The organism is Streptomyces sp. CG 926, from assembly GCF_003148825.1.
Taxonomy (GTDB): Bacteria; Actinomycetota; Actinomycetes; order Streptomycetales; family Streptomycetaceae; genus Streptomyces.
On the sequence record NZ_QGGZ01000007.1, the window covers coordinates 48,578 to 67,969 of the forward strand.

The following is a 19,392-nucleotide window of genomic DNA, read 5'->3' on the forward strand; positions in this document are numbered from 1 at the left end:
TCCCGTCACCGGGGCAAGATCACCGAGCCGATCGAGCGGCTCTTCGGGGCCGGGAGGTGCCGGACACTCCGGGACGAACCCCTCCGACCACCTTCAGTCTTCAGTGTCGCGCGCGGCCGGGCGAGCGGCGCGAGCCGCGGGAGGTACGGGAGGGGCGACGGCGAGGTGGTGGCCGCTCCTGCTGTCGGAGCAGGGGGGATCAATCGCTGGGCGACGCCGCGCGGTCGGCGATGCGGTCCACGGGGAGCACGCCGGTCGCGGTGTCGACGAACAACCGGCGCCCGGCGGCTACGGGTTCAGCTCTGCGCACCGATGCGGACGGACCGGGACCGACGGCCTCGTGGTCCCGGACGGCGAAGGGCTCAGAGCCAGCCGATCTGGGTGACGAACATGGCGACGACGACCACGAGGGTCCAGCCGAGTACGTGCTCCAGCCAGCTGGAGTCGTCCTTGGGGCCTCCGGTGCGGACGAGGTCCCGGGGGGCGGCGAGAGGGGCGGCGCTGTCGGCAGTCATGGCGTCCAATGTGCCGGCGTTCGCGGCTTTCGCGGTAGGGACGTCATGGGTGGCATGCGTCACGCAAAAACTGACATACACGGACAGGAGCGCATACAGAACCAGGTGGCGGACGACCGGGCCCCGACCTCCTCGGCCGGGGCCCGGCGTGCTTTTCCTTCATCCGACACTGCGTCGGCCACTGCGCTCCCTCCGGAGCCCCGATCAGACGCGGGACTCACGGTCGCGGCTCGCCATGGCCGCCATCGCGAGGCCGAGGCACAGGGCGACACCTCCGGCGATCACATTGCTGACCACCGTGCGCGTCGTGTCCATCTCGCCGGCGATGGCCCACGGGGCGACGATCGTCCACGCACCGAGGGCGACCGCCGTCCACGCCATCGCGTGGGTGCGCTCGTAGGCGGAACCCAGACCGCTCATGCACAGGCAGAAGGCGAGGCCGGCGATCAGATTGTTGATGGCCAGCGGGGTGAGGCCGCTGAATCCTACGATCCAGGGCGAGGCGGCCAGGTACAGGCCCGTGATCAGGGCCAGCGCTTCGACGGCCTGCGCCCGGGGAGTGGTGGTCACCCGCTCGAACCGGGTGCGCATCTCGGCGAGGTCGGGGTGGTGCTCGATGGGATGGGTGGTCATGGCGGGCCGCCTCTACTGAGAAGCCTTTATGTGCCATTTACCCCACTATGTTCCGCTTATCCGTACCGCTTGGTCAACGGGGAATTTCGCGGCCTGTCGCGGTCTGCTCACAGCACCCCCGCCGCTCGCAGCGCCCGGAACTGCTCCCGGCTCGGACGGGCCGGCGCGTAGAGGTAGCAGACGCCTCCGGAGCCCGAGGTGACCTTGCCGGAGGCGCCCACCCGCTTGGTCCGGAGCCAGATGTTCTCCCACTCGGCGCGCTTGTAGACGCGGCGCACGGCGGCGTTGTCGTGCGAGTTGGGGTCGTTCGCGATCACGTCCCCGGCGGCGGTGAAACCGATGACGGTCATCAGGTGGCCGGCGGTGCCGTAGCCCGCGCCCGTGAGTTCCTCGGGGCGGAAGGACTGGGAGGTGATGGCCGGGATCCCGGCCCGGACCAGGGTTTCCAGGTCGGTCAGGGAGGTGAGGCGGGTGACGACTCCGGCGAGGCCCGGGTAGGTGGCGGCGTACGCGGCGTTGAAGGGCCAGTTGCCGCAGCCCTTGTAGGCGGCGTCGTAGGTGGAGCGCGCCGCGTGGCAGACCTGGGGGTCGGAGTACGTGGGGTTCACCCAGGTCAGCGCGGAGGACGGGACCTTGCCACCCCAGTACTCGATGATCATCTGCGAGGAGGTGGGGCTGCACCAGGCCTCGCCGCCGTTGTCGTACTCGGGATACCGGCCCGCGTGGACCTCCTGCGAGTAGCGCGGGACCTTCAGCTCGTGGGCGGTACGGGAGGGGGTGGAGGCCGGGACGGTGAAGCGGTCCGGGACGTCGGAGACCATGGCGCCCGCGAGCCAGACGGTGGGACCGAGATCGGCGCCGGGCCGGCGGTGGAGGGTGAGGCGCAGCTGCCAGGCCGCGATCCGCAGGCCGGCGGTCGCGGTGGGGGCGTCGAGGGCGAGGGTGTCGGTCCAGACGGTGGACCTGCCGTCACTCTGGCCGTCCACGGAGGTGCGGCGGATGTCCGCCTCGCCGGAGGCCCAGCGGCCCATCACGTACCAGGGGGTGGCGGTGCCGTCGGTGTAGGTGCCGCGCAGTTCGATCCGGATCCAGGTGCCGGCCGGGGTGCGGGCGTTCCAGGAGGCGATGGCCTCGGTGGCGGGCACGGCCGAGCGGTGCACGGGGGAGGTCCAGGTGGCGTACTCCCAGGTGCTCTTGCGGCCGGTGTGCGGGTCGGCGTACTCGGTGCGTCCGACGGCCGTCGCGATCTCCAGGCCGGGGCGGGCGCCGCCGACGGCGGTGGTGCCCTCGTGGGCGCCGGCGAGCCAGTGGCCGTAGGAGTGCCAGAAGCGATTGTCGACGGTGCGGCCCGTGGCCCGTGGGGCGGGAGGGGCGGGAGGAGTGGGAGGCGCCGCCGAGGCGCTGCCGCCCGGGACGGTGGCGGCGGTGGCCGCGGTGGCGACCGCGAGTGCGGCGACGAGTACGGCCCTGCGCGGAGTGGGTTCGGTCATCGCGGGTTCCCCCAGGGTGGGTCGGTACGTCGGTGGCTTTCGGCCGCCGTCCGGCATCACCCTTCCAGTTCCCGGCGGTGGCGGCCCGAAGCCACGGGTCGTGTCGGGCCTGTCTAGGCTGGTCGGGTGGAGCCACAGCAGTCACTTGAGTCACTCGCCCGGGAGCTCGCCGCCCTGCCGCCCTCCCTCGGGCCGGTGCGCCTGATCGGGATCGACGGGCACGCCGGATCCGGGAAGAGCACCTTCGCGGGGCGGCTCGCCGAGGTGCTGGGGGCGCCCGTGCTGCACCTGGACGACGTGGCCACCCATGAGGAGCTGTTCGGCTGGGAGGAGCGGCTGCGCGCGCAGGTGCTGGAGCCGCTCGCCGCCGGGCGGTCCGCGCACTGGACCCCGTACGACTGGGTGGAGCGCCGGTTCGGGCCGGAGCGGGTGCTGGACCCGGCGCCGGTTCTCCTGGTCGAGGGGGTCGGGGCGGGGCGGGCCGCGCTGCGGCCGAGGCTGGCGCGTCTGCTGTGGATGGAGACGGCTCGTGAGCAGTCCTGGCAACGGGGGCGAAACAGGGACGGGCGTGAACTTTCCGACTTCTGGGACGGATGGGAGCGCGCGGAGCGCGCGCACTTCTCCAACGACCCTTCGCGCCCCTTCGCCGACACCTTGGTGCGCCAGAGCGGTACGGGATACGAGTGGACTTCCGGGGCCTGTGCGACGGCGGGAACCTCCGCTTCCGTCACCGGGAGTGACGACCTCCCCCGGGCCTGAGGGCCCTCGGAAATCCGCTCCGCCGGGGCCCGGCCGACCCGCTTGACCGGGGGCCCGCGGCGGCCTTACGTTCTGAATGCGAGGCCTTCACAGGCCGCCGCGGACACGAAGCCCCCGGTTGTTCCCCCGTGATCGGGGGCTTCGTTCTGCCCGCGCCCCCCTCCCCGGCGGTGTCGCGCGAGGCCGTTCCTCCCCGATTCTTCACCCTGAGTCACCGTCAGCCCCAGGGGCGCACGCCGGAACCGGCTCTGTCGCGCCCTACGTAAGGTGCGTGACCGCAGGTACGATGCAGCCCTGATTTCATCGGCGCAGTGGGCAACTCATGTGCTCGTCACGGAGGTTGCCGCGCACCACGGGGGCAGGCTTGTGGGGGACGTGATGGATTTCGGCACGCCGGGCAGCATGCACGCCCCGGCCGAACTCGCCTGGCTGCGCGGGGTCGACGCCTGCACCATGGGCGCCTATCCGCAGGCCGAGGAGGAGTTCCGGGCGGCCGTACGACTCGACCACACCATGGCCGACGCCTGGCTGGGCCTGCACGCGCTCCGGGTGGACACCGGCAACGCGTTACTTCGGATGTACGCCCACCGGGACCGGTTCGGCGAGCAGCGCGCCCGGCACCGGCGCACGCTGAACTCCTGGTACTGGTTGGGCTGGTGGGTGCAGCCGGTGCTGGAGAGCCGGCGGGACCTGCTCCTCGCCCATGCCTCGCACTGGCTGGACGGTCGGCACGTGCCCGAGTTGGACCAGGCGCTGGCCGCACTGCCGCCGGTGGACACCGACGCCCAGGTACGGTTCCTGCACGCCTGCCGGGCCTATCTGGTCAAGGACTGGGACCAGTTGGTCCGGCACACCGAGCCCCTGGTCGACGATCCGCTGCTGGGCATCGAGGCGGGGCTCTTCGGCGGGATGGCGCGGGTCCGGCTGGAGATGTACGGGCAGGCGGAGCCGATGCTGGCGGCGGCGCTGATGCGGTGTCGCAGCGAGCAGCCCCAGCGCAAGGAGCTGCGCTACTGGCTGGCGCGGGCGCGGGAGGGCACCGGGCGCAGTGCCGCGGCGCTGCCGCTGTACCGGGCGGTGCACCGGGTGGATCCCTCGTTCATGGACACCGCGGCCCGGTTGACGGCCATCGAGGACGGTGACGACACCGACGGCGTGGCCGACCTGGCGGGTCTGGCGGGGTACGCCGCGTACGGGAGCTACAGCGGACACGGCCCGTCCCCGGCCGGCGGGGACTTCGCGGCGGTCGCGCTGGGCGGCGGCCCCGTCCAGGACATCGCGGCGGAGGGCCAGCCGGAGCCCGATCCGCCGGCGGCGCCCACTCCCCCGTCGGGCCGGGTGGAGGGGGCGCGGCGCAAGGTTCCGGTGCCGCCGCAGGGCACGCCGGAGGGGTTGCCGGCCGGGCCCGCGGACCCGGCGGCGCTCGCCGAGGCGCTGGCGGAGCTGGAGCGGATGGTGGGTCTGGAGCCGGTCAAGCGGCAGGTGAAGGCGCTCTCGGCGCAGCTGCACATGGCGCGGCTGCGGGCGGGTCAGGGGCTGCCGGTGCAGCCGCCGAAGCGGCACTTCGTGTTCTCGGGGCCCTCCGGTACGGGCAAGACGACGGTGGCCCGGATCCTGGGCCGGGTCTTCTACGCGCTGGGGCTGCTCGGTGGCGATCACCTGGTGGAGGCGCAGCGGGCCGACCTCGTGGGCGAGTTCCTCGGGCAGACGGCGGTGAAGGCGAACGAGCTGATCGATTCGGCGATCGGCGGGGTGCTGTTCGTGGACGAGGCCTACTCGTTGTCGAACTCGGGCTACAGCAAGGGCGACGCGTACGGCGACGAGGCCTTGCAGGTGCTGCTGAAGCGGGCCGAGGACAACCGTGATCGTCTGGTGGTGATCCTGGCGGGGTACCCGGCCGGGATGGACCGGCTGCTGGCCGCCAATCCGGGGTTGTCCTCGCGCTTCACCACCCGGGTGGACTTCCCCAGCTACCGGCCGCTGGAACTGACCGCGATCGGCGGGGTGCTGGCGGACGGGAACGGGGACCACTGGGACGAGGAGGCGTTGGAGGAGCTGCGCAGCATCAGTGCGCACGTGGTGGAGCAGGGCTGGATCGACGAGCTCGGCAACGGCCGCTTCCTGCGGACCTTGTACGAGAAGAGTTGCGCGTACCGGGATCTGCGGCTGGCGGGCTTCGCGGGTGAGCCGTCGCGGGACGATCTGGCGACGCTCCGGCTGCCGGATCTGATGCAGGCGTACGGGGAGGTCCTGTCGGGCCGGGGCCCTCAGGAACGGCCGGAGCCCGGGTCCCTCTGAGGATGTGCGGCGGATACGCCGCCGGGGCCCGTCGTGACGGGCCCCGGCGGCGTGCGGTCCTGAGCGGTCAGTTCTTCGGCCGGCGGCCGCAGACGAGGTCGCGGGTCTCGCTGCTCGCGTCGGCGCACCACAGGCGCCCCTTGTCCGGCGAGTACTTGGGGCACTGGCCGTTGTCCAGCTGCCATGTCGCCTTCGGCCTGGACGCCATCTCCCGCGCGCTCCGCCCCCGGACCCTCGCGGGCCCGGGGCGCGGTGATCCGATCGCCTAGCGGGCGAACGCCACACGGTGGGCCGGGTCGCGGACCTCACCGACCAGCATTTCGAGGACGTCCTCCAGGGCGACCAGGCCGAGGACCCGGCCGGCCGGGTCCGCCACCTGTGCCAGGTGCGTGGCGTCCCGGCGCATGACGCCGAGGGCGTCGTCCAGCGGGACGGTGGAGCACAGCGTGGTCATCCGGCGCCAGACCCGCTGCGGGACGGCACGCTCCCGGTCCTCCAGATCCAGTACGTCCTTGACGTGCAGGTAGCCCATGAAGGCGCCGCTGTCGGCACGGACGGGGAATCGGGAGTAGCCGGTGCGCACGGTCAGCTGCTCGATCTGCCGCGGCGTCACCGCCGGGCCGACCGTGACCAGGCGGTCCGGTCCGAGGAGGACGTCGGTGACGGGGCGGCTGCCCAGTTCCAGCGCGTCCTCCAACCGCTCCTGCTCGACCGGCTCCAGGAGCCCGGCCTGCCGGGAGTCCTTGAGGAGCCGGCCCAGCTGGGCGGAGGTGTAGACGGCCTCGACCTCGTCCTTGGGCTCCACCTTGAAGAGCTTCAGGACGAGCTTGGCGCAGGCACCGAGCGCGGTGGTGACCGGCCCGCACAGGCGGGCGAAGGCGACCAGGCCCGGGCTGAACCACAGGGCGGTCCGCTCCGGGGCGGCCATCGCCAGGTTCTTCGGCACCATCTCGCCGATCACCAGGTGCAGGAAGACCACGGCGCTCAGCGCGACGACGTAGCCGAGGGGGTGGATCAGACCCTGCGGTACGTGGACGGCGTGGAAGACGGGCTCCAGCAGTCGGGCCACGGTGGGCTCGGCGACCGCGCCGAGGGTGAGCGAGCAGATGGTGATGCCGAACTGCGCCGCGGCCATCATGCGGGGCAGGTTCTCCAGGCCGTGGAGCACCTGGCGGGCCCGGGCGGAATCGGCCGCGAGGGGCTCGATCTGGCTGCGTCGTACGGAGACGAGTGCGAACTCGGCGCCGACGAAAAAGCCGTTGGCAAGAACCAGCAGCAGGGCGAAGAGGAGTTGGAGCGCGTTCATCGGGCGGCGCCTTCCAGCTCGGCGCGCTCGGGTTCGAGCACGGCCGCGGAGGCGGACCGGTACGAGCCGGCTGCGGGTACCGCCGCGAGCCGGACCAGCCGGACCCGCTCGGCGCGGTTGCGTCCGACCCGGCGGACCGACAGCTTCCAGCCGGGGAGTTCCGCCCGGTCCCCGGGGGCGGGGATCCGGCCGAGCAGGTCGGCGACGAGGCCGGCGACGGTCTCGTACGGGCCTTCGGGAACGTCCAGGCCTATCCGGCGCAGGGTCTGTACCCGGCAACTGCCGTCGGCCTCCCAGGAGGGGCGGCCGTCCTCGGCCGGTACGGCGGCCAGTTCGGGGGTCTCGTCCTCGGCGAAGTCGTGCTCGTCGCGGACCTCGCCGACGAGTTCCTCGACGATGTCCTCCAGCGTGACGACGCCGGCGGTGCCGCCGTACTCGTCGACGACCACGGCCATCGGCTGCTCGCTGCGCAGCCGCTCCAGCAGCGGCTGCACCGGCAGGGAGCCGGGCACCAGCAGCGGGGCGACGCAGATCCGGCTCACGGACGTGCGGTCGCGTTCCGACTCGGGCACGGCGAGGGCGTCCTTGAGGTGGACGACGCCGGTGATCTCGTCGATGCGGTCGCGGTAGACCGGGAAGCGGGACAGGCCGGTGGCGCGGGTCAGGTTGAGCACGTCGGCCGCGGTGGCCGTGTGCATCAGGGCGCTGACCTTCACCCGGGGGGTCATGACGTGCTGGGCCGTGAGCTCGCCCAGCGAGAGGGTGCGGACGAAGAGGTCGGCGGTGTCCTGTTCGAGGGCGCCGGCCTGGGCCGAATGGCGGACCAGGGAGAGCAGTTCGCCGGGGGTCCGGGCGGAGGCCATCTCCTCGGTCGGTTCCACGCCGAGCGCCCGTACGAGGCGGTTGGCCACGGCGTTGAGTGCGGCGATCACCGGCCGGAAGGCGCGGGAGAAGCCGTTCTGCGGGCCGGCGACGAAGCGTGCCACCTGGAGCGGCCGGGAGACCGCCCAGTTCTTCGGGACGAGCTCGCCGACGACCATCTGGACGGCGGAGGCGAGCAGCATGCCGATGACGACGGCGACGCCGGAGACGGCTCCCTTCGGCAGGCCGGTCGCGGCGAGCGGCCCGGCCAGCAGTGCGGCCAGGGCGGGCTCGGCGAGCATGCCGACCACGAGGGAGGTGATGGTGATGCCGAGCTGGGTGCCGGAGAGCTGGAAGGACAGCTCCCCCAGGGCCTTGACCACCGTGCGGGCACGGCGGTCACCGTCGGCTGCGGCGCGTTCGGCCTCGGGTCGCTCCACGGTGACGAGGCCGAACTCGGCGGCCACGAAGAAACCGTTGGCGAGGATGAGGGCGAAGGCCGCCGCGAGCAGAAGTAGCGGGATGGTCATGCCGCCGCCTCCGAGGGGAGGGCGGCGCGGGTACTACCGGACGATCCGTCCATTGCTGGAGGGAGTCACTCCTCAAGTCGCAGGTGCCCACGGGCCACGAGGTCCGGGGCCGGCGGGAGGGCGCACAGCTGCGCCCCGCCACCAGGGTAGTCATTGATGTCCAGGCCGCAACGGTACGCAGCCGTGAGGATGGGCCGACTCAGTGGTCGCCGGCACCCGTTCCGCGGGCTTCGGCCAGGGCGCGCAGGGCGCGGGCGTCGCCGATCGCCTGCTGCTTGGCCACGCCCGGCTGGATGCCGAGGGCGGGCAGGCTGGTGCCGTCGCTGAGGTCGAGGAACACCCACGGGTCGCCGGGGCGGAGGTTGACCCGCAGGATCTGGGCCCACTCCAGGCGGCGGGTGGTGGTCAGGTTGACGACCGTGACGCCGCTCTCGTCCGCGACCACCTTGGGGCGGCTGAGCAGGACGAGTACGGAGCTCAGCAGGACGGCGGTGAAGACGAAGCTGATCCGCTCGCCCGGGCCGAGGTTCTCCAGCAGCAGCGCGATCGCCGTGATGGTGGCGAACATGGCGAGCCCGACGCCCAGCAGGACGACCCGGGTGCGGGTCGGCCGGAAGGTGACCGGCAGGGTGGGTGGGGCGGGCTGGGCGGCGGACTCGGCCATGGTGCGGTGCCTTCTGGAGGTGGCGTACGGGTCGGGTGGGGCGTGCCGGTGGGCACGCCGGTCACCCTCTTAGAGGCGGCAGGCGTGGATCGAGGTGGTGAGGATCGCGCGCGCGCCGAGTTCGTACAGGTCGTCCATGATCCGCTGGGCTTCCTTGGCGGGGACCATCGCGCGGACGGCGACCCAGCCCTCGTTGTGCAGCGGGGAGACGGTCGGCGACTCCAGGCCGGGGGTGAGGGCGACGGCGCGCTCCAGGTGCTCGGCGCGGCAGTCGTAGTCCATCATCACGTAGCTGCGGGCCACCAGGACGCCCTGCAGCCGGCGCAGGAACTGCTGGGCGCGCGGGTCCTCGGGGTCGGAGGCGTTGCTGCGGATGACGACGGCCTCGGAGGTCATGATCGGCTCGCCGATGATCTCCAGGCCGGCGTTGCGCAGGCTGGTGCCGGTCTCGACGACGTCCGCGATGATCTGCGCCACGCCGAGCTGGATCGCGGTCTCGACCGCGCCGTCGAGGTGCACGACGGAGGCGTCGATGCCCTGCTCGGCGAGGTGCTTGGCGACGATTCCCTCGTACGAGGTCGCGATCGTCATCCCGGTGAAGTCCTCGGGACCCGTCGCGGTGCCGGGCCTGGTGGCGTAGCGGAAGGTGGAGCGCCCGAAGTTCAGCGGGAGGATCTCCTCGGCGCTGGCGCCGGAGTCGAGCAGCAGGTCACGGCCGGTGATGCCGATGTCGAGCTTGCCCGAGGAGACGTAGATCGCGATGTCCTTGGGGCGGAGGTAGAAGAACTCCACCTCGTTCTCGGGGTCGACGACCACGAGCTCCTTGGACTCCTTGCGCATCCGGTAGCCGGCCTCATGGAGCATCGCCGACGCCGGTCCGGAGAGTGAACCCTTGTTGGGGACGGCGATGCGCAGCATGGGGCTTCCTTTGGTGCGTGGGTACGGGATTTACGGGCGGGTGTGCGTGCCGGACTCAGAGGTGGGCGTAGACGTCGTCGAGGGAGATCCCACGCGCCACCATCATCACCTGGACGTGGTAGAGCAGCTGGGAGATCTCCTCGGCGGCGGCTTCCTTGCCCTCGTACTCGGCGGCCATCCAGACCTCGGCGGCCTCCTCGACGACCTTCTTGCCGATGGCATGGACGCCCTTGTGGACGAGCTCGGCGGTGCGGGAGGTGCTGGGGTCGCCTTCGGCGGCCTTGCGCTGGAGCTCGGTGAAGAGCTCCTCGAAGGTCTTGGGGGTCTTGTCAGCCATGATGGTCCTCAGAATACGGGGTTCCCCGTCGCCACTCAGCGCCAGGGTTCGCTGACGGTGCGCAGGGTCATGGCGGTGGAGACGGCGGCGGTGACCGCTTCGTGCCCCTTGTCCTCGTTCGACCCCTCGAGGCCGGCGCGGTCCAGCGCCTGCTCGTCGTTGTCGCAGGTCAGTACTCCGAAGCCGACGGGGACTCCGGTGTCGATCGACACCTGTACCAGGCCCTGGGTGACGCCCTGGCAGACGTAGTCGAAGTGCGGGGTGCCGCCGCGGATGACCACTCCGAGGGCGACGATGGCATCGTAACCGCGACCGGCCAGTACCTTCGCCACGACCGGGAGCTCGAAGCTGCCGGGGACCCGGAGCAGGGTGGGCTCGTCGATGCCCAGCTCGTGCAGGGCCCGCAGGGCTCCGTCGACCAGTCCGTCCATGACCTTCTCGTGCCACTGGGCCGCGATCACGGCGACTCGCAGGTCTCCGCAGTTCTTCACGCTCAGTTCGGGTGCGCCCTTGCCGCTCACAGCTCTGCTCCTCGGTGGTTCGTGATGGGGTGGTGGATGTATGTACGGGTGGTGGTGCGTGCCTACTGGTTGCCGCAGGCGGAGGTGGTCACGGGCCCGTCCAGCCAGGGCAGGTCGTGGCCCATCCGGTCCCGCTTGGTGCGCAGGTACCGCAGATTGTGCTCGCCTGCCTCCATCGGCATGGACTCCCGGCTGGTGACCGTGATGCCGTGCCGGACGAGGGCGTCGGACTTCTCGGGGTTGTTGGTCATCAGCCGGACGCTGTGCACGCCGAGGTCGGCGAGGATCTGCGCGCCGGCGCCGTAGTCGCGGGCGTCGGCGGGCAGGCCGAGTTCCAGGTTGGCGTCGAGGGTGTCGCGGCCGCGCTCCTGGAGCTCGTAGGCGCGCAGCTTGGACAGGAGTCCGATGCCGCGGCCCTCGTGTCCGCGCAGGTAGACGACGATGCCGCGGCCCTCGGCCTTGATGCGTTCCATGGAGGCGTGCAGCTGGGGGCCGCAGTCGCAGCGCTGGGAGGCGAAGATGTCGCCGGTGAGGCACTCGGAGTGCACGCGGACCAGCATGTCGGCGCCGTCGCCGATCTCGCCGTGGACGAGGGCGACGTGCTCGACGCCGTCGACGGTGGAGCGGTAGCCGTAGGCGGTGAACTCGCCGAAGGCGGTCGGCAGGCTGACCTCGGCCTCGCGGCGCACGGTGGGCTCGGCGGAGCGGCGGTAGGCGATCAGGTCCTCGATGGAGATGATCGTCAGGCCGTGCTTGCGGGCGAAGGGGATCAGCTCGGGCAGGCGCAGCATGACGCCGTCCTCGCCGGCGATCTCCACGATGGCGCCGGCCGGGCGCAGGCCCGCGAGGCGGGCGAGGTCGACGGCGGCCTCGGTGTGGCCGTTGCGGACCAGGACGCCGCCGGGCTTGGCGCGCAGCGGGAAGATGTGGCCGGGGCGGACGAAGTCGCCGGGCTCGCTGACCCCGTCGGCGAGCAGGCGCAGGGTGGTGGCGCGGTCGGCGGCCGAGATGCCGGTGGTGACGCCGTGGGCGGCGCTCGCGTCGACGGAGACGGTGAAGGCGGTCTTCATCGACTCGGTGTTGTTCTGGACCATCTGCGGGAGTTCGAGCCGCTCCAGCTCGGGGCCCTCCATGGGGGCGCAGATCAGGCCGCGGCACTCGCTCATCATGAAGGCGATGATCTCGGGGGTGGCCTTCTCGGCGGCGATGACGAGGTCGCCCTCGTTCTCGCGGTCCTCGTCGTCGACGACGACGACGGGGCGGCCCGCCGCGATGTCGCGAATGGCCTGCTCGACGGGGTCGAGGCGGAAGGTCTCTTCGGGGATGTCGGGCACGGGCTTGAGGCTGGTCATGCCGTTGCTCCTTCCGGGGCCGAGGCGGGGGTGGTGGTGCGCGAGCGCTGGTACCAGTCGTAGGCGCCCCACAGCACGAGGGCGAAGTACACGACGTAGACGAGGCCGGAGAAGGCCAGGCCGTTGTTGAAGGCGAGGGGGACGCCGACCAGGTCGACGAGGAGCCAGGCGAACCAGAACTCGACGAGGCCGCGGGCCTGGGCCACCATCGCGACGATGGTGCCGACGAAGATGTAGGCGTCGGCCCACGGGCTCCACGAGAGGTTCGGGAAGAGCGTGAAGAGGCCGCCGACGGCGAGGGTGCCGAGCGCCGCGCCGCCCAGCAGGAGCCCGCGCTCCTTCCAGGTGGCGGTGCGGACGGCGATCGAGCCGTCCTGGGCCTTCTGGCGCCCGAGCTGCCAGGCGCGCCAGCCCCACACGGCGACGCCGATGACGAGGAGCTGCTTGCCGACGCCGCCCGCGAGGTGGGCGGAGGCGTAGGCGGCGATGAGGATCAGGCCGGAGAGGAGCTGGGCGGGCCAGGTCCATATGGAGCGGCGCCAGCCGAGGGCGAGCGCGGCCAGGCCCATCAGGTTGCCGATCATGTCGGACCAGATGACCTTCTGGCCGAAGACGGTGAAGGCCTCCGCGTTGAGCCAGGTCAGGGCGCTCACTGCGCGTCTCCCGTCGCGTGCAGCGGGTCCACGCCGGCGGCCAGGAGGCGCTCGACGTACTTCGCGAGGACGTCGACCTCCAGGTTGACCGGGTCGCCGCTCTGCTTGATGCCGAGGGTGGTCAGCGCGAGGGTGGTGGGGATGAGGCTGATGGTGAACCAGTCTGCGGCGGCCTCGACCACGGTGAGGCTGACGCCGTCGACCGTGATGGAGCCCTTCTCGACGACGTAGCGGGAGAGGTTCTTCGGGAGGGCGACCTTGACGATCTCCCAGTGCTCCGAGGGGGTCCGGGAGATGATCTCGCCGGTGCCGTCCACGTGCCCCTGGACCAGGTGGCCGCCGAGCCGGCCGCCGAGGGCCATCGGGCGCTCCAGGTTGACCCGGGAGCCCGCGGTCAGGGCGCCGAGGCTGGAGCGGTTGAGGGTCTCCTGCATGACGTCGGCGGTGAACTCGCCGTCCGCGGTCTCCACGACGGTGAGGCAGACGCCGTTGACCGCGATGGAGTCACCGTGCTTGGCGTCCTCGGTGACGAGGGGGCCGCGGAGCCGGAAGCGGGAGGCTTCCTCGAGCTGCTCGACAGCGGTGACCTCGCCCAGTTCTTCGACGATTCCGGTGAACACTCAGTGCTCCTTGGTGGCGGTGGTGGCGGTGACGGGGACGGGGACTGCGGTGATGCGGAGATCGGGGCCGATGCGGACGGCCTCGGTGATGTCGAGGCGCAGCGCGGCGGAGATGTTCTTGATCCCGGCGTCGGCGAGGGCCGCGGGGCCGGCGCCGAGCAGCGCGGGGGCGAGGTAGCCGATGACGCGGTCGACGGCGCCGGCCTCCAGGAAGGCGCCGGCCAGCGTGGGCCCGCCCTCCAGCAGGACGGAGCGGACGCCGCGCCGGAAGAGGGGGGTGAGCAGGTCGTGGACGCCGACGCGGCCGTCGTGCAGGGGCAGCCGGAGCAGTTCGACGCCGGGCAGGTGCCGGGTGTCGGCGTCCTCTCCTACGACGAGCAGCGTGGGCGCGGCGTCGTCGAGGACGCGGGCGGTCGGCCGGAGCGCGGCGCGGGTGTCGAGGGCGATGCGCAGCGGCTGGGTGGCGCCTTCGACGCCTCGGACGGCGAGGTGCGGGTCGTCGGCGCGCAGGGTGCCGCCGCCGACGAGGACGGCGTCGCTCTCGGCGCGCAGCCGGTGGACGTCGGCCCGGGACTCGGCGGAGCTGATCCAGCGACTGCTGCCGTCCGCGGCGGCGCTGCGACCGTCGAGGGTGGCGGCGTACTTCCAGGTGACGTGGGGCCGGCCCAGGCGTACGGAGGTCAGCCAGGCGGCGTTGCCCGCCTCGGCCTCGTCCGCGAGGAGGCCGGCCGTGGTGTCGATCCCGGCCGCGCGCAGGGTGGTGGCGCCGCCGCCGGCCTGCGGGTTCGGGTCGGAGACGGCATAGACCACGCGGGTGATCCCGGCGGCTACGAGGGCCTGGGCGCAGGGCCCGGTACGGCCGGTGTGGTTGCAGGGTTCGAGGGTGACGTAGGCGGTGCCGCCGCGGGCGGCCGCTCCTGCCGCGCGCAGGGCGTGGACCTCGGCGTGCGGGCCGCCGGCGCGCTCGTGCAGACCTTCGCCGACGATCGCGCCCGTGGCGTCGGTGATGACGCAGCCGACGACCGGGTTGGGGCTGGTGGAGCCGAGTTTGCGGGCGGCGAGCTCGATGGCTCGGCGCATGGCACGGGTGTCCGCGTCGGGTGCTGCTGCGTGCGCGGCGTGTGTCGCCACCGGGTCCTCCTGCCTCATCGGGCACGGACTCCGGGGCCTGTCGGGATACGACAGATGAAGCGGTACAGCGCACAGGGGACGCCGAGGCCGGAAAAACGGTTCGACCGGGCACATCCGCAGGGGTGTGCCGACGAACCGCCGACGGCGGCGTACCGGTGACTGGCCCGCCGCGCACTGCCTCCCATCCGGACTTTAACCGTCGGTCCAGGAATCTCACCTGGTCAACCGGCCGCTGGCTGCGGACGGGTCGCGGACTATAACCGCCGGTTCGGAATTACACCGACCCCGGAGTGCGCTGCTACTGGTACTCCAGCCAGTTTGCCACGGGTGATCGGATGCCATGCGGGTGATGTGGTGTGGCCTGGCTCACAGGGGATCGGTACCGGGGTGGACTTTGTCAAGTCGAGCGGGGTTGGTCCAGACCTATTGACCCGGGTGGTCTAGTCCTCTTAACGTTCCCTTCATCTTCCCGGGAACAGCCCGTCAGATGTGCGCACGTCACGGGCCAACACGCATGTGCACCAACCCTGTTGCTTCACGTTGTGTCCATTTGTGTCCTGCATCCTCCCCTCCCCAGGAGGCACAATGCTGTCCCCCACACGTACGAGAGCACTGCTCCTGGCATCCGGCGCCGCAATCGCCGGACTCCTGGTGGGCGGGCTCTCGGCGGGCGTCTCGCACGCGGCCGACCACGAGGGCTGTCGCCCCGACGGGCTGTACAAGACCGCCGGCGTCGACGTCCCGTACTGCTCGGTCTACGACACCGAAGGCCGCGAGAAGATGGGCGCCGACCACCAGCGCCGCGTCATCGGATATTTCACGGGCTGGCGCACCGGCAAGGACGGCACCCCCGCCTACCTCGCCAACAACATCCCGTGGTCCAAGGTCACCCACCTGAACTACGCCTTCGCCCACGTGGGCGCCGACAACAAGATCTCCGTCGGCTCGGACGGCGTGAACAACGCCGCCACCGGGATGACCTGGCCCGGCGTCGCCGGCGCCGAGATGGACCCGGCCCTCCCCTACAAGGGCCACTTCAACCAGCTGACGAAGTTCAAGAAGCAGTACCCGAACGTCAAGACGCTGATCTCGGTCGGCGGCTGGGCGGAGACCGGCGGCTACTTCGGCGACGACGGCAACCGGGTCGCCTCCGGCGGCTTCTACTCGATGGCCACGAACGCCGACGGCTCGGTCAACCAGGCCGGCATCGACACCTTCGCCGACTCCTCCGTCGAGTTCGTCCGGAAGTACGGGTTCAACGGCGTCGACATCGACTACGAATACCCGACCACCATGAAGGACGCCGGCAACCCGCTCGACTGGCAGTTGGCCAACGCCCGCCGCCCCGGCCTCGTCCAGGGCTACGCCGCCCTGATGAAGTCCCTGCGCGAGAAGCTCGACCGCGCGGGCGCCGCCGACGGCAAGCACTACCTGCTCTCCGTCGCCGCCCCCTCCTCCGGCTACCTGCTGCGCGGCATGGAGACGTTCCAGGTCCAGAAGTACCTGGACTACGTCAACATCATGTCCTACGACCTGCACGGCGCCTGGAACGAGTACGTCGGCCCCAACGCCTCGCTCTTCGACGACGGCAAGGACGGCGAACTCGCCGCCGCCGGCGTCTACTCCACCTCCCAGTACGGCGGCGTCGGCTACCTCAACACCGACTGGGCCTACCACTACTTCCGCGGCTCGATGCCGGGCGGCCGGATCAACATCGGCCTGCCCTACTACACCCGCGGCTTCAAGAACGTCCAGGGCGGTACCGACGGCCTGTGGGGCAAGGCCCCCGCGACCACCTGCCCGGCCGGCGCGGGCCTGACCAAGTGCGGCGACGGCGCGGTCGGCATCGACAACCTGTGGCACGACAAGGACACCAACGGGGTGGAGTCCCCGGCGGGCTCCAACCCGATGTGGCACGCCAAGAACCTGGAGAAGGGCGTCGTCGGCGACTACGTCACCAAGTACGGCTTCCCGGCGAACACCACCCTGACCGGCACCTACGTCCGCAAGTACGACTCCACCCTGGTGGCGCCGTGGCTGTGGAACTCGCAGAAGAAGGTCTTCCTCTCCACCGAGGACGAGCAGTCGGTGGCCGCCAAGGCCGACTACGTGGTGAACAAGGGCATCGGCGGCACCATGGTCTGGGAGCTCGCGGGCGACTACGCGTACAACGCCGCCAAGGGCCAGTACGAGGTGGGCGACACGCTCACCGACACGATGTACCAGAAGTTCAAGTCGGCCTCGCCCTACGGTGCGAAGAAGGCGGGCGCCACCGCCCTGCCCACCCAGGCCGTGGACATCAAGACCGAGTTCACCGAGTTCAAGCTGGGCGACTCCAACTACCCGCTCACCCCCAAGCTGAAGATCACCAACAACACGAACGCCACACTGCCCGGCGGCACCGAGTTCCGGTTCGACTACGGCACCTCGGCCCCGAACAACGCCTCCGACCAGTCCGGCTTCGGGACGACCGTGATCAGCAGCGGCCACACCGGCAACAACGTCGGCGGCCTGAAGGGCGACTTCCAGCGGGTCTCCCTGAAGCTCCCGGCCTGGCAGACCCTGGCCCCCGGCGCCTCCGTCGACCTGGCGTTCAACTACTACCTGCCGGTGTCCACCCCCTCCAACTGGACGGTGACCATCTCCGGCACCACCTACGCCCTCGCCGGCGACCTGGCCCGCGGCACGACCCTGGTCCAGCCCGGCGGCGGCACCCAGCCCCCGACCACACCCCCGACCACACCCCCCACCACTCCCCCGACCACCCCGCCGACCACTCCCCCCACGACCCCGCCGACCACGCCGCCGGGCGGGACCTGCACCAACCCGGCGTACGTGGCGGGCACCGTCTACAACAGCGGCAACGTCGTCTCCCACAAGGGCCGCAACTGGAAGGCCCAGTGGTGGACGCAGAACGAGGAGCCCGGCACCACCGGTGACTGGGGCGTCTGGAAGGACCAGGGCGCCTGCTGACCCCGGCACCCTGATCCGTGGGTGAACGTGAGGACCCGGTGGCCCGGCGGCCACCGGGTCCTCGCACGTTCCGCGCGCGCCCGGCCTCGTACGCTGCTGCGGTGATCACACACCGCACCGCGTCCGACGCGGACTTCGAGGAAAACCGTCCCCGGATGTTCGGCATCGCCTACCGCATGCTCGGCTCCGCGGCGGAGGCCGAGGACACCGTGCAGGACGCGTACCTGCGCTGGGCGTCCGCGGACCGCGAGGAGATCGAACACCCCGGCGCCTGGCTCGCCAAGGTCGTCACGAACCTGTGCCTCAACACCCTCACCTCGGCGCGGGTACGACGTGAGGCGTACGTCGGGCCCTGGCTCCCGGAGCCCGTCCTGACCGGGGACGGCGCGCTCGGCCCGTTGGAGTCCGCGGAGCAGCGGGACACCGTGTCCATGGCCCTGTTGGTGCTGCTGGAGCAGCTCACCCCGGTCGAGCGGGCCGTCTACGTCCTGCGCGAGGCCTTCGCCTACAGCCACCGGGAGATCGCCGAAGTACTGGACCTCACCGAGGCGAACTGCCGACAGCTCTACCGGCGGGCGGCGGGCAAGGTGGCCGCGGACCGGGCGGCCGGCGCGCGGGAGCGGCGCTCCGCACCGGACCCCGAACGGTGGCGGAGCCTCGTGGAGACCTTCATGACGGCGGCGCGCGGTGGGGACCTGGCCCGGCTGGAAGGGCTGCTGACGGCCGACGTCCGGTTCGTGTCGGACGGCGGCGGCGTGGTCAGCGCGGCGCTGCGGCCGATCCTGGGCCGGGAGAAGGTCGCCCGCTTCGCGATCGGGGTGCTCAAGAAGTTCGCCGGGGACCTCCCGGTCGGCGTCGCGGAGATCAACGGGGTACCGGCGCTGCTCTTCGGCGACACGGCCGTTCTTCTGGTGGAATTCGAGAACGGGCTGGTCAGCGAGGTCAGCACGGTACTCAACCCGGAGAAGCTGGAATTCCTCCAGCGGCAGCTGTCACATTCCTGAGGGCCGTCCGGTCTCCGCTGCCGGAAGACCCACATCGACGAAAAGGCGGACCTCATGAGCACCATCCTGGTCACCGGCGGCACCGGCACACTCGGCGTACTGGTCGTGGACCGGCTCCGCGAGGCGGGACACGAGGTCCGCGCACTGGCCCGGCACGCCCCGGAGTACCCGGTCGACCTCTCGGACGGCAGCGGGCTGGACGCGGCGACGGCGGGCGCGGAGGTGATCGTGCACTGCGCGAGCGACACGCGCGGCGGGGGCAAGGACGACGAGAGCGCCACCCGGCACCTCATCGACGCGGCCCGGCGGGCCGGGACCGTCACCAACATCGTCTACATCTCGATCGTCGGGGTGGACGTGGTCCCGCTCGGCTACTACCGGACGAAGCTGCGGGTCGAACGGCTGCTGGAGGCGTCGGGGCTGGGCCTGACCGTCCTGCGCACCACGCAGTTCCACGACCTGGTGGCGCAGCTGGTGGAGACGGCGGCGAAGCTGCCGCTCGTCGCGCCGGTGCCGGGCGGGGTACGGGTCCAGCCGATCGCCGTCGGCGAGGTCGCGGACCGCCTGGCGGAACTGGCGGTCCCGACCCCGTCGGGCCGGGTCACGGACATGGGCGGCCCGGAGACCCACACCCTGGCGGACCTGGCCCGCACCTACCTGACCGCGACGGGCCGCAAGCGCCCGGTGCTCCCGATCCCCCTGGCGGGCAAGACCTACGCGGCCTTCAAGCGCGGCGGCCACCTGGCCCCGTCCCACGCGGTGGGCCGCGGAACGTTCGCGCAGTTCGCGGCAGAGGTGGCGGCGGGGCGGGGTCGGTAGCGGCGGGA

At 71.6% G+C, this 19,392-nt stretch carries 19 protein-coding genes and 1 riboswitch; of the genes, 5 read left to right on the forward strand and 14 right to left on the reverse strand.

The window, feature by feature from the left end; all coding sequences use genetic code 11:
• Positions 1 to 362 precede the first annotated feature (362 nt).
• From BCL76_RS19360 to BCL76_RS19370, 3 genes are all read right to left on the reverse strand, one after another.
• Positions 363 to 515 (reverse strand): SCO1431 family membrane protein, encoded by a 153-nt coding sequence (locus BCL76_RS19360; RefSeq protein ID WP_106982965.1) that lies wholly within the window; start codon positions 513 to 515, stop codon positions 363 to 365.
• Between the two features lie 204 nt (positions 516 to 719).
• Positions 720 to 1,148 carry an SPW repeat protein gene (locus BCL76_RS19365; protein WP_109780757.1) on the reverse strand — a complete coding sequence of 143 codons (429 nt, stop codon included), beginning with the start codon at positions 1,146 to 1,148 and terminating at the stop codon, positions 720 to 722.
• Between the two features lie 107 nt (positions 1,149 to 1,255).
• The gene (locus tag BCL76_RS19370) at positions 1,256 to 2,638 is read right to left on the reverse strand and encodes a peptidase C39 family protein (protein ID WP_109780758.1); all 1,383 of its coding nucleotides are present in this window, start codon (positions 2,636 to 2,638) and stop codon (positions 1,256 to 1,258) included.
• A gap of 126 nt (positions 2,639 to 2,764) precedes the next feature.
• Between BCL76_RS19370 and BCL76_RS19375 the strand changes: the two genes are divergently transcribed.
• Both BCL76_RS19375 and BCL76_RS19380 read left to right on the forward strand, forming a co-directional pair.
• Positions 2,765 to 3,397 (forward strand): uridine kinase family protein, encoded by a 633-nt coding sequence (locus BCL76_RS19375; RefSeq protein WP_109780759.1) that lies wholly within the window; start codon positions 2,765 to 2,767, stop codon positions 3,395 to 3,397.
• A 378-nt stretch (positions 3,398 to 3,775) separates the two neighbouring features.
• Positions 3,776 to 5,695, forward strand: coding sequence for an AAA family ATPase (locus BCL76_RS19380; RefSeq protein ID WP_109781031.1), 1,920 nt, complete (start codon positions 3,776 to 3,778; stop codon positions 5,693 to 5,695).
• Between the two features lie 67 nt (positions 5,696 to 5,762).
• Here the strand turns inward: BCL76_RS19380 and BCL76_RS39020 are convergent, their stop codons facing one another.
• From BCL76_RS39020 to ribD, 11 genes are all read right to left on the reverse strand, one after another.
• Positions 5,763 to 5,903 (reverse strand): hypothetical protein, encoded by a 141-nt coding sequence (locus BCL76_RS39020; RefSeq protein WP_181382628.1) that lies wholly within the window; start codon positions 5,901 to 5,903, stop codon positions 5,763 to 5,765.
• Positions 5,904 to 5,960: 57 nt separating this feature from the next.
• Positions 5,961 to 7,001, reverse strand: coding sequence for a hemolysin family protein (locus tag BCL76_RS19390; protein ID WP_109780761.1), 1,041 nt, complete (start codon positions 6,999 to 7,001; stop codon positions 5,961 to 5,963).
• Positions 6,998 to 8,392: a hemolysin family protein gene (locus BCL76_RS19395; RefSeq protein ID WP_109780762.1), complete on the reverse strand. Its 1,395-nt coding sequence runs from the start codon at positions 8,390 to 8,392 to the stop codon at positions 6,998 to 7,000. The genes BCL76_RS19390 and BCL76_RS19395 overlap by 4 nt, the downstream gene beginning before the upstream one ends.
• 199 nt (positions 8,393 to 8,591) lie before the next feature.
• Positions 8,592 to 9,056: a PH domain-containing protein gene (locus BCL76_RS19400; protein WP_109780763.1), complete on the reverse strand. Its 465-nt coding sequence runs from the start codon at positions 9,054 to 9,056 to the stop codon at positions 8,592 to 8,594.
• Positions 9,057 to 9,125: 69 nt separating this feature from the next.
• Positions 9,126 to 9,974 carry an ATP phosphoribosyltransferase gene (gene hisG / locus BCL76_RS19405; protein WP_109780764.1) on the reverse strand — a complete coding sequence of 283 codons (849 nt, stop codon included), beginning with the start codon at positions 9,972 to 9,974 and terminating at the stop codon, positions 9,126 to 9,128.
• Between the two features lie 55 nt (positions 9,975 to 10,029).
• The gene (locus BCL76_RS19410) at positions 10,030 to 10,311 is read right to left on the reverse strand and encodes a phosphoribosyl-ATP diphosphatase (protein ID WP_030774590.1); all 282 of its coding nucleotides are present in this window, start codon (positions 10,309 to 10,311) and stop codon (positions 10,030 to 10,032) included.
• A gap of 35 nt (positions 10,312 to 10,346) precedes the next feature.
• The gene (ribH, locus tag BCL76_RS19415) at positions 10,347 to 10,832 is read right to left on the reverse strand and encodes a 6,7-dimethyl-8-ribityllumazine synthase (RefSeq protein ID WP_007262951.1); all 486 of its coding nucleotides are present in this window, start codon (positions 10,830 to 10,832) and stop codon (positions 10,347 to 10,349) included.
• Positions 10,833 to 10,894: 62 nt separating this feature from the next.
• Positions 10,895 to 12,184: a bifunctional 3,4-dihydroxy-2-butanone-4-phosphate synthase/GTP cyclohydrolase II gene (locus tag BCL76_RS19420; RefSeq protein ID WP_109780765.1), complete on the reverse strand. Its 1,290-nt coding sequence runs from the start codon at positions 12,182 to 12,184 to the stop codon at positions 10,895 to 10,897.
• Positions 12,181 to 12,837 carry a nicotinamide mononucleotide transporter family protein gene (locus BCL76_RS19425; RefSeq protein ID WP_109780766.1) on the reverse strand — a complete coding sequence of 219 codons (657 nt, stop codon included), beginning with the start codon at positions 12,835 to 12,837 and terminating at the stop codon, positions 12,181 to 12,183. Before BCL76_RS19425 ends, BCL76_RS19420 begins: the two co-directional genes overlap by 4 nt.
• On the reverse strand, positions 12,834 to 13,457 hold the full coding sequence (locus tag BCL76_RS19430; protein WP_109780767.1) for a riboflavin synthase: 624 nt from the start codon (positions 13,455 to 13,457) through the stop codon (positions 12,834 to 12,836). Before BCL76_RS19430 ends, BCL76_RS19425 begins: the two co-directional genes overlap by 4 nt.
• The gene (gene ribD, locus BCL76_RS19435) at positions 13,458 to 14,606 is read right to left on the reverse strand and encodes a bifunctional diaminohydroxyphosphoribosylaminopyrimidine deaminase/5-amino-6-(5-phosphoribosylamino)uracil reductase RibD (RefSeq protein ID WP_109780768.1); all 1,149 of its coding nucleotides are present in this window, start codon (positions 14,604 to 14,606) and stop codon (positions 13,458 to 13,460) included. It abuts the gene before it with no gap.
• 149 nt (positions 14,607 to 14,755) lie between these two features.
• Positions 14,756 to 14,886, reverse strand: a riboswitch (FMN riboswitch).
• A gap of 287 nt (positions 14,887 to 15,173) precedes the next feature.
• On the opposite strand from ribD, the gene BCL76_RS19440 reads away from it, so the two are divergent.
• The 3 genes from BCL76_RS19440 (at position 15,174) to BCL76_RS19450 (ending at position 19,384) form a co-directional block, all read left to right on the forward strand.
• The gene (locus BCL76_RS19440; RefSeq protein ID WP_109780769.1) at positions 15,174 to 17,561 is read left to right on the forward strand and encodes a chitinase C-terminal domain-containing protein; all 2,388 of its coding nucleotides are present in this window, start codon (positions 15,174 to 15,176) and stop codon (positions 17,559 to 17,561) included.
• A 101-nt stretch (positions 17,562 to 17,662) separates the two neighbouring features.
• Positions 17,663 to 18,565 carry an RNA polymerase sigma-70 factor gene (locus BCL76_RS19445; RefSeq protein WP_258309800.1) on the forward strand — a complete coding sequence of 301 codons (903 nt, stop codon included), beginning with the start codon at positions 17,663 to 17,665 and terminating at the stop codon, positions 18,563 to 18,565.
• A 54-nt stretch (positions 18,566 to 18,619) separates the two neighbouring features.
• Complete coding sequence (locus tag BCL76_RS19450) at positions 18,620 to 19,384, forward strand: SDR family oxidoreductase (RefSeq protein WP_109780771.1); 765 nt, start codon at positions 18,620 to 18,622, stop codon at positions 19,382 to 19,384.
• Positions 19,385 to 19,392 lie beyond the last annotated feature (8 nt).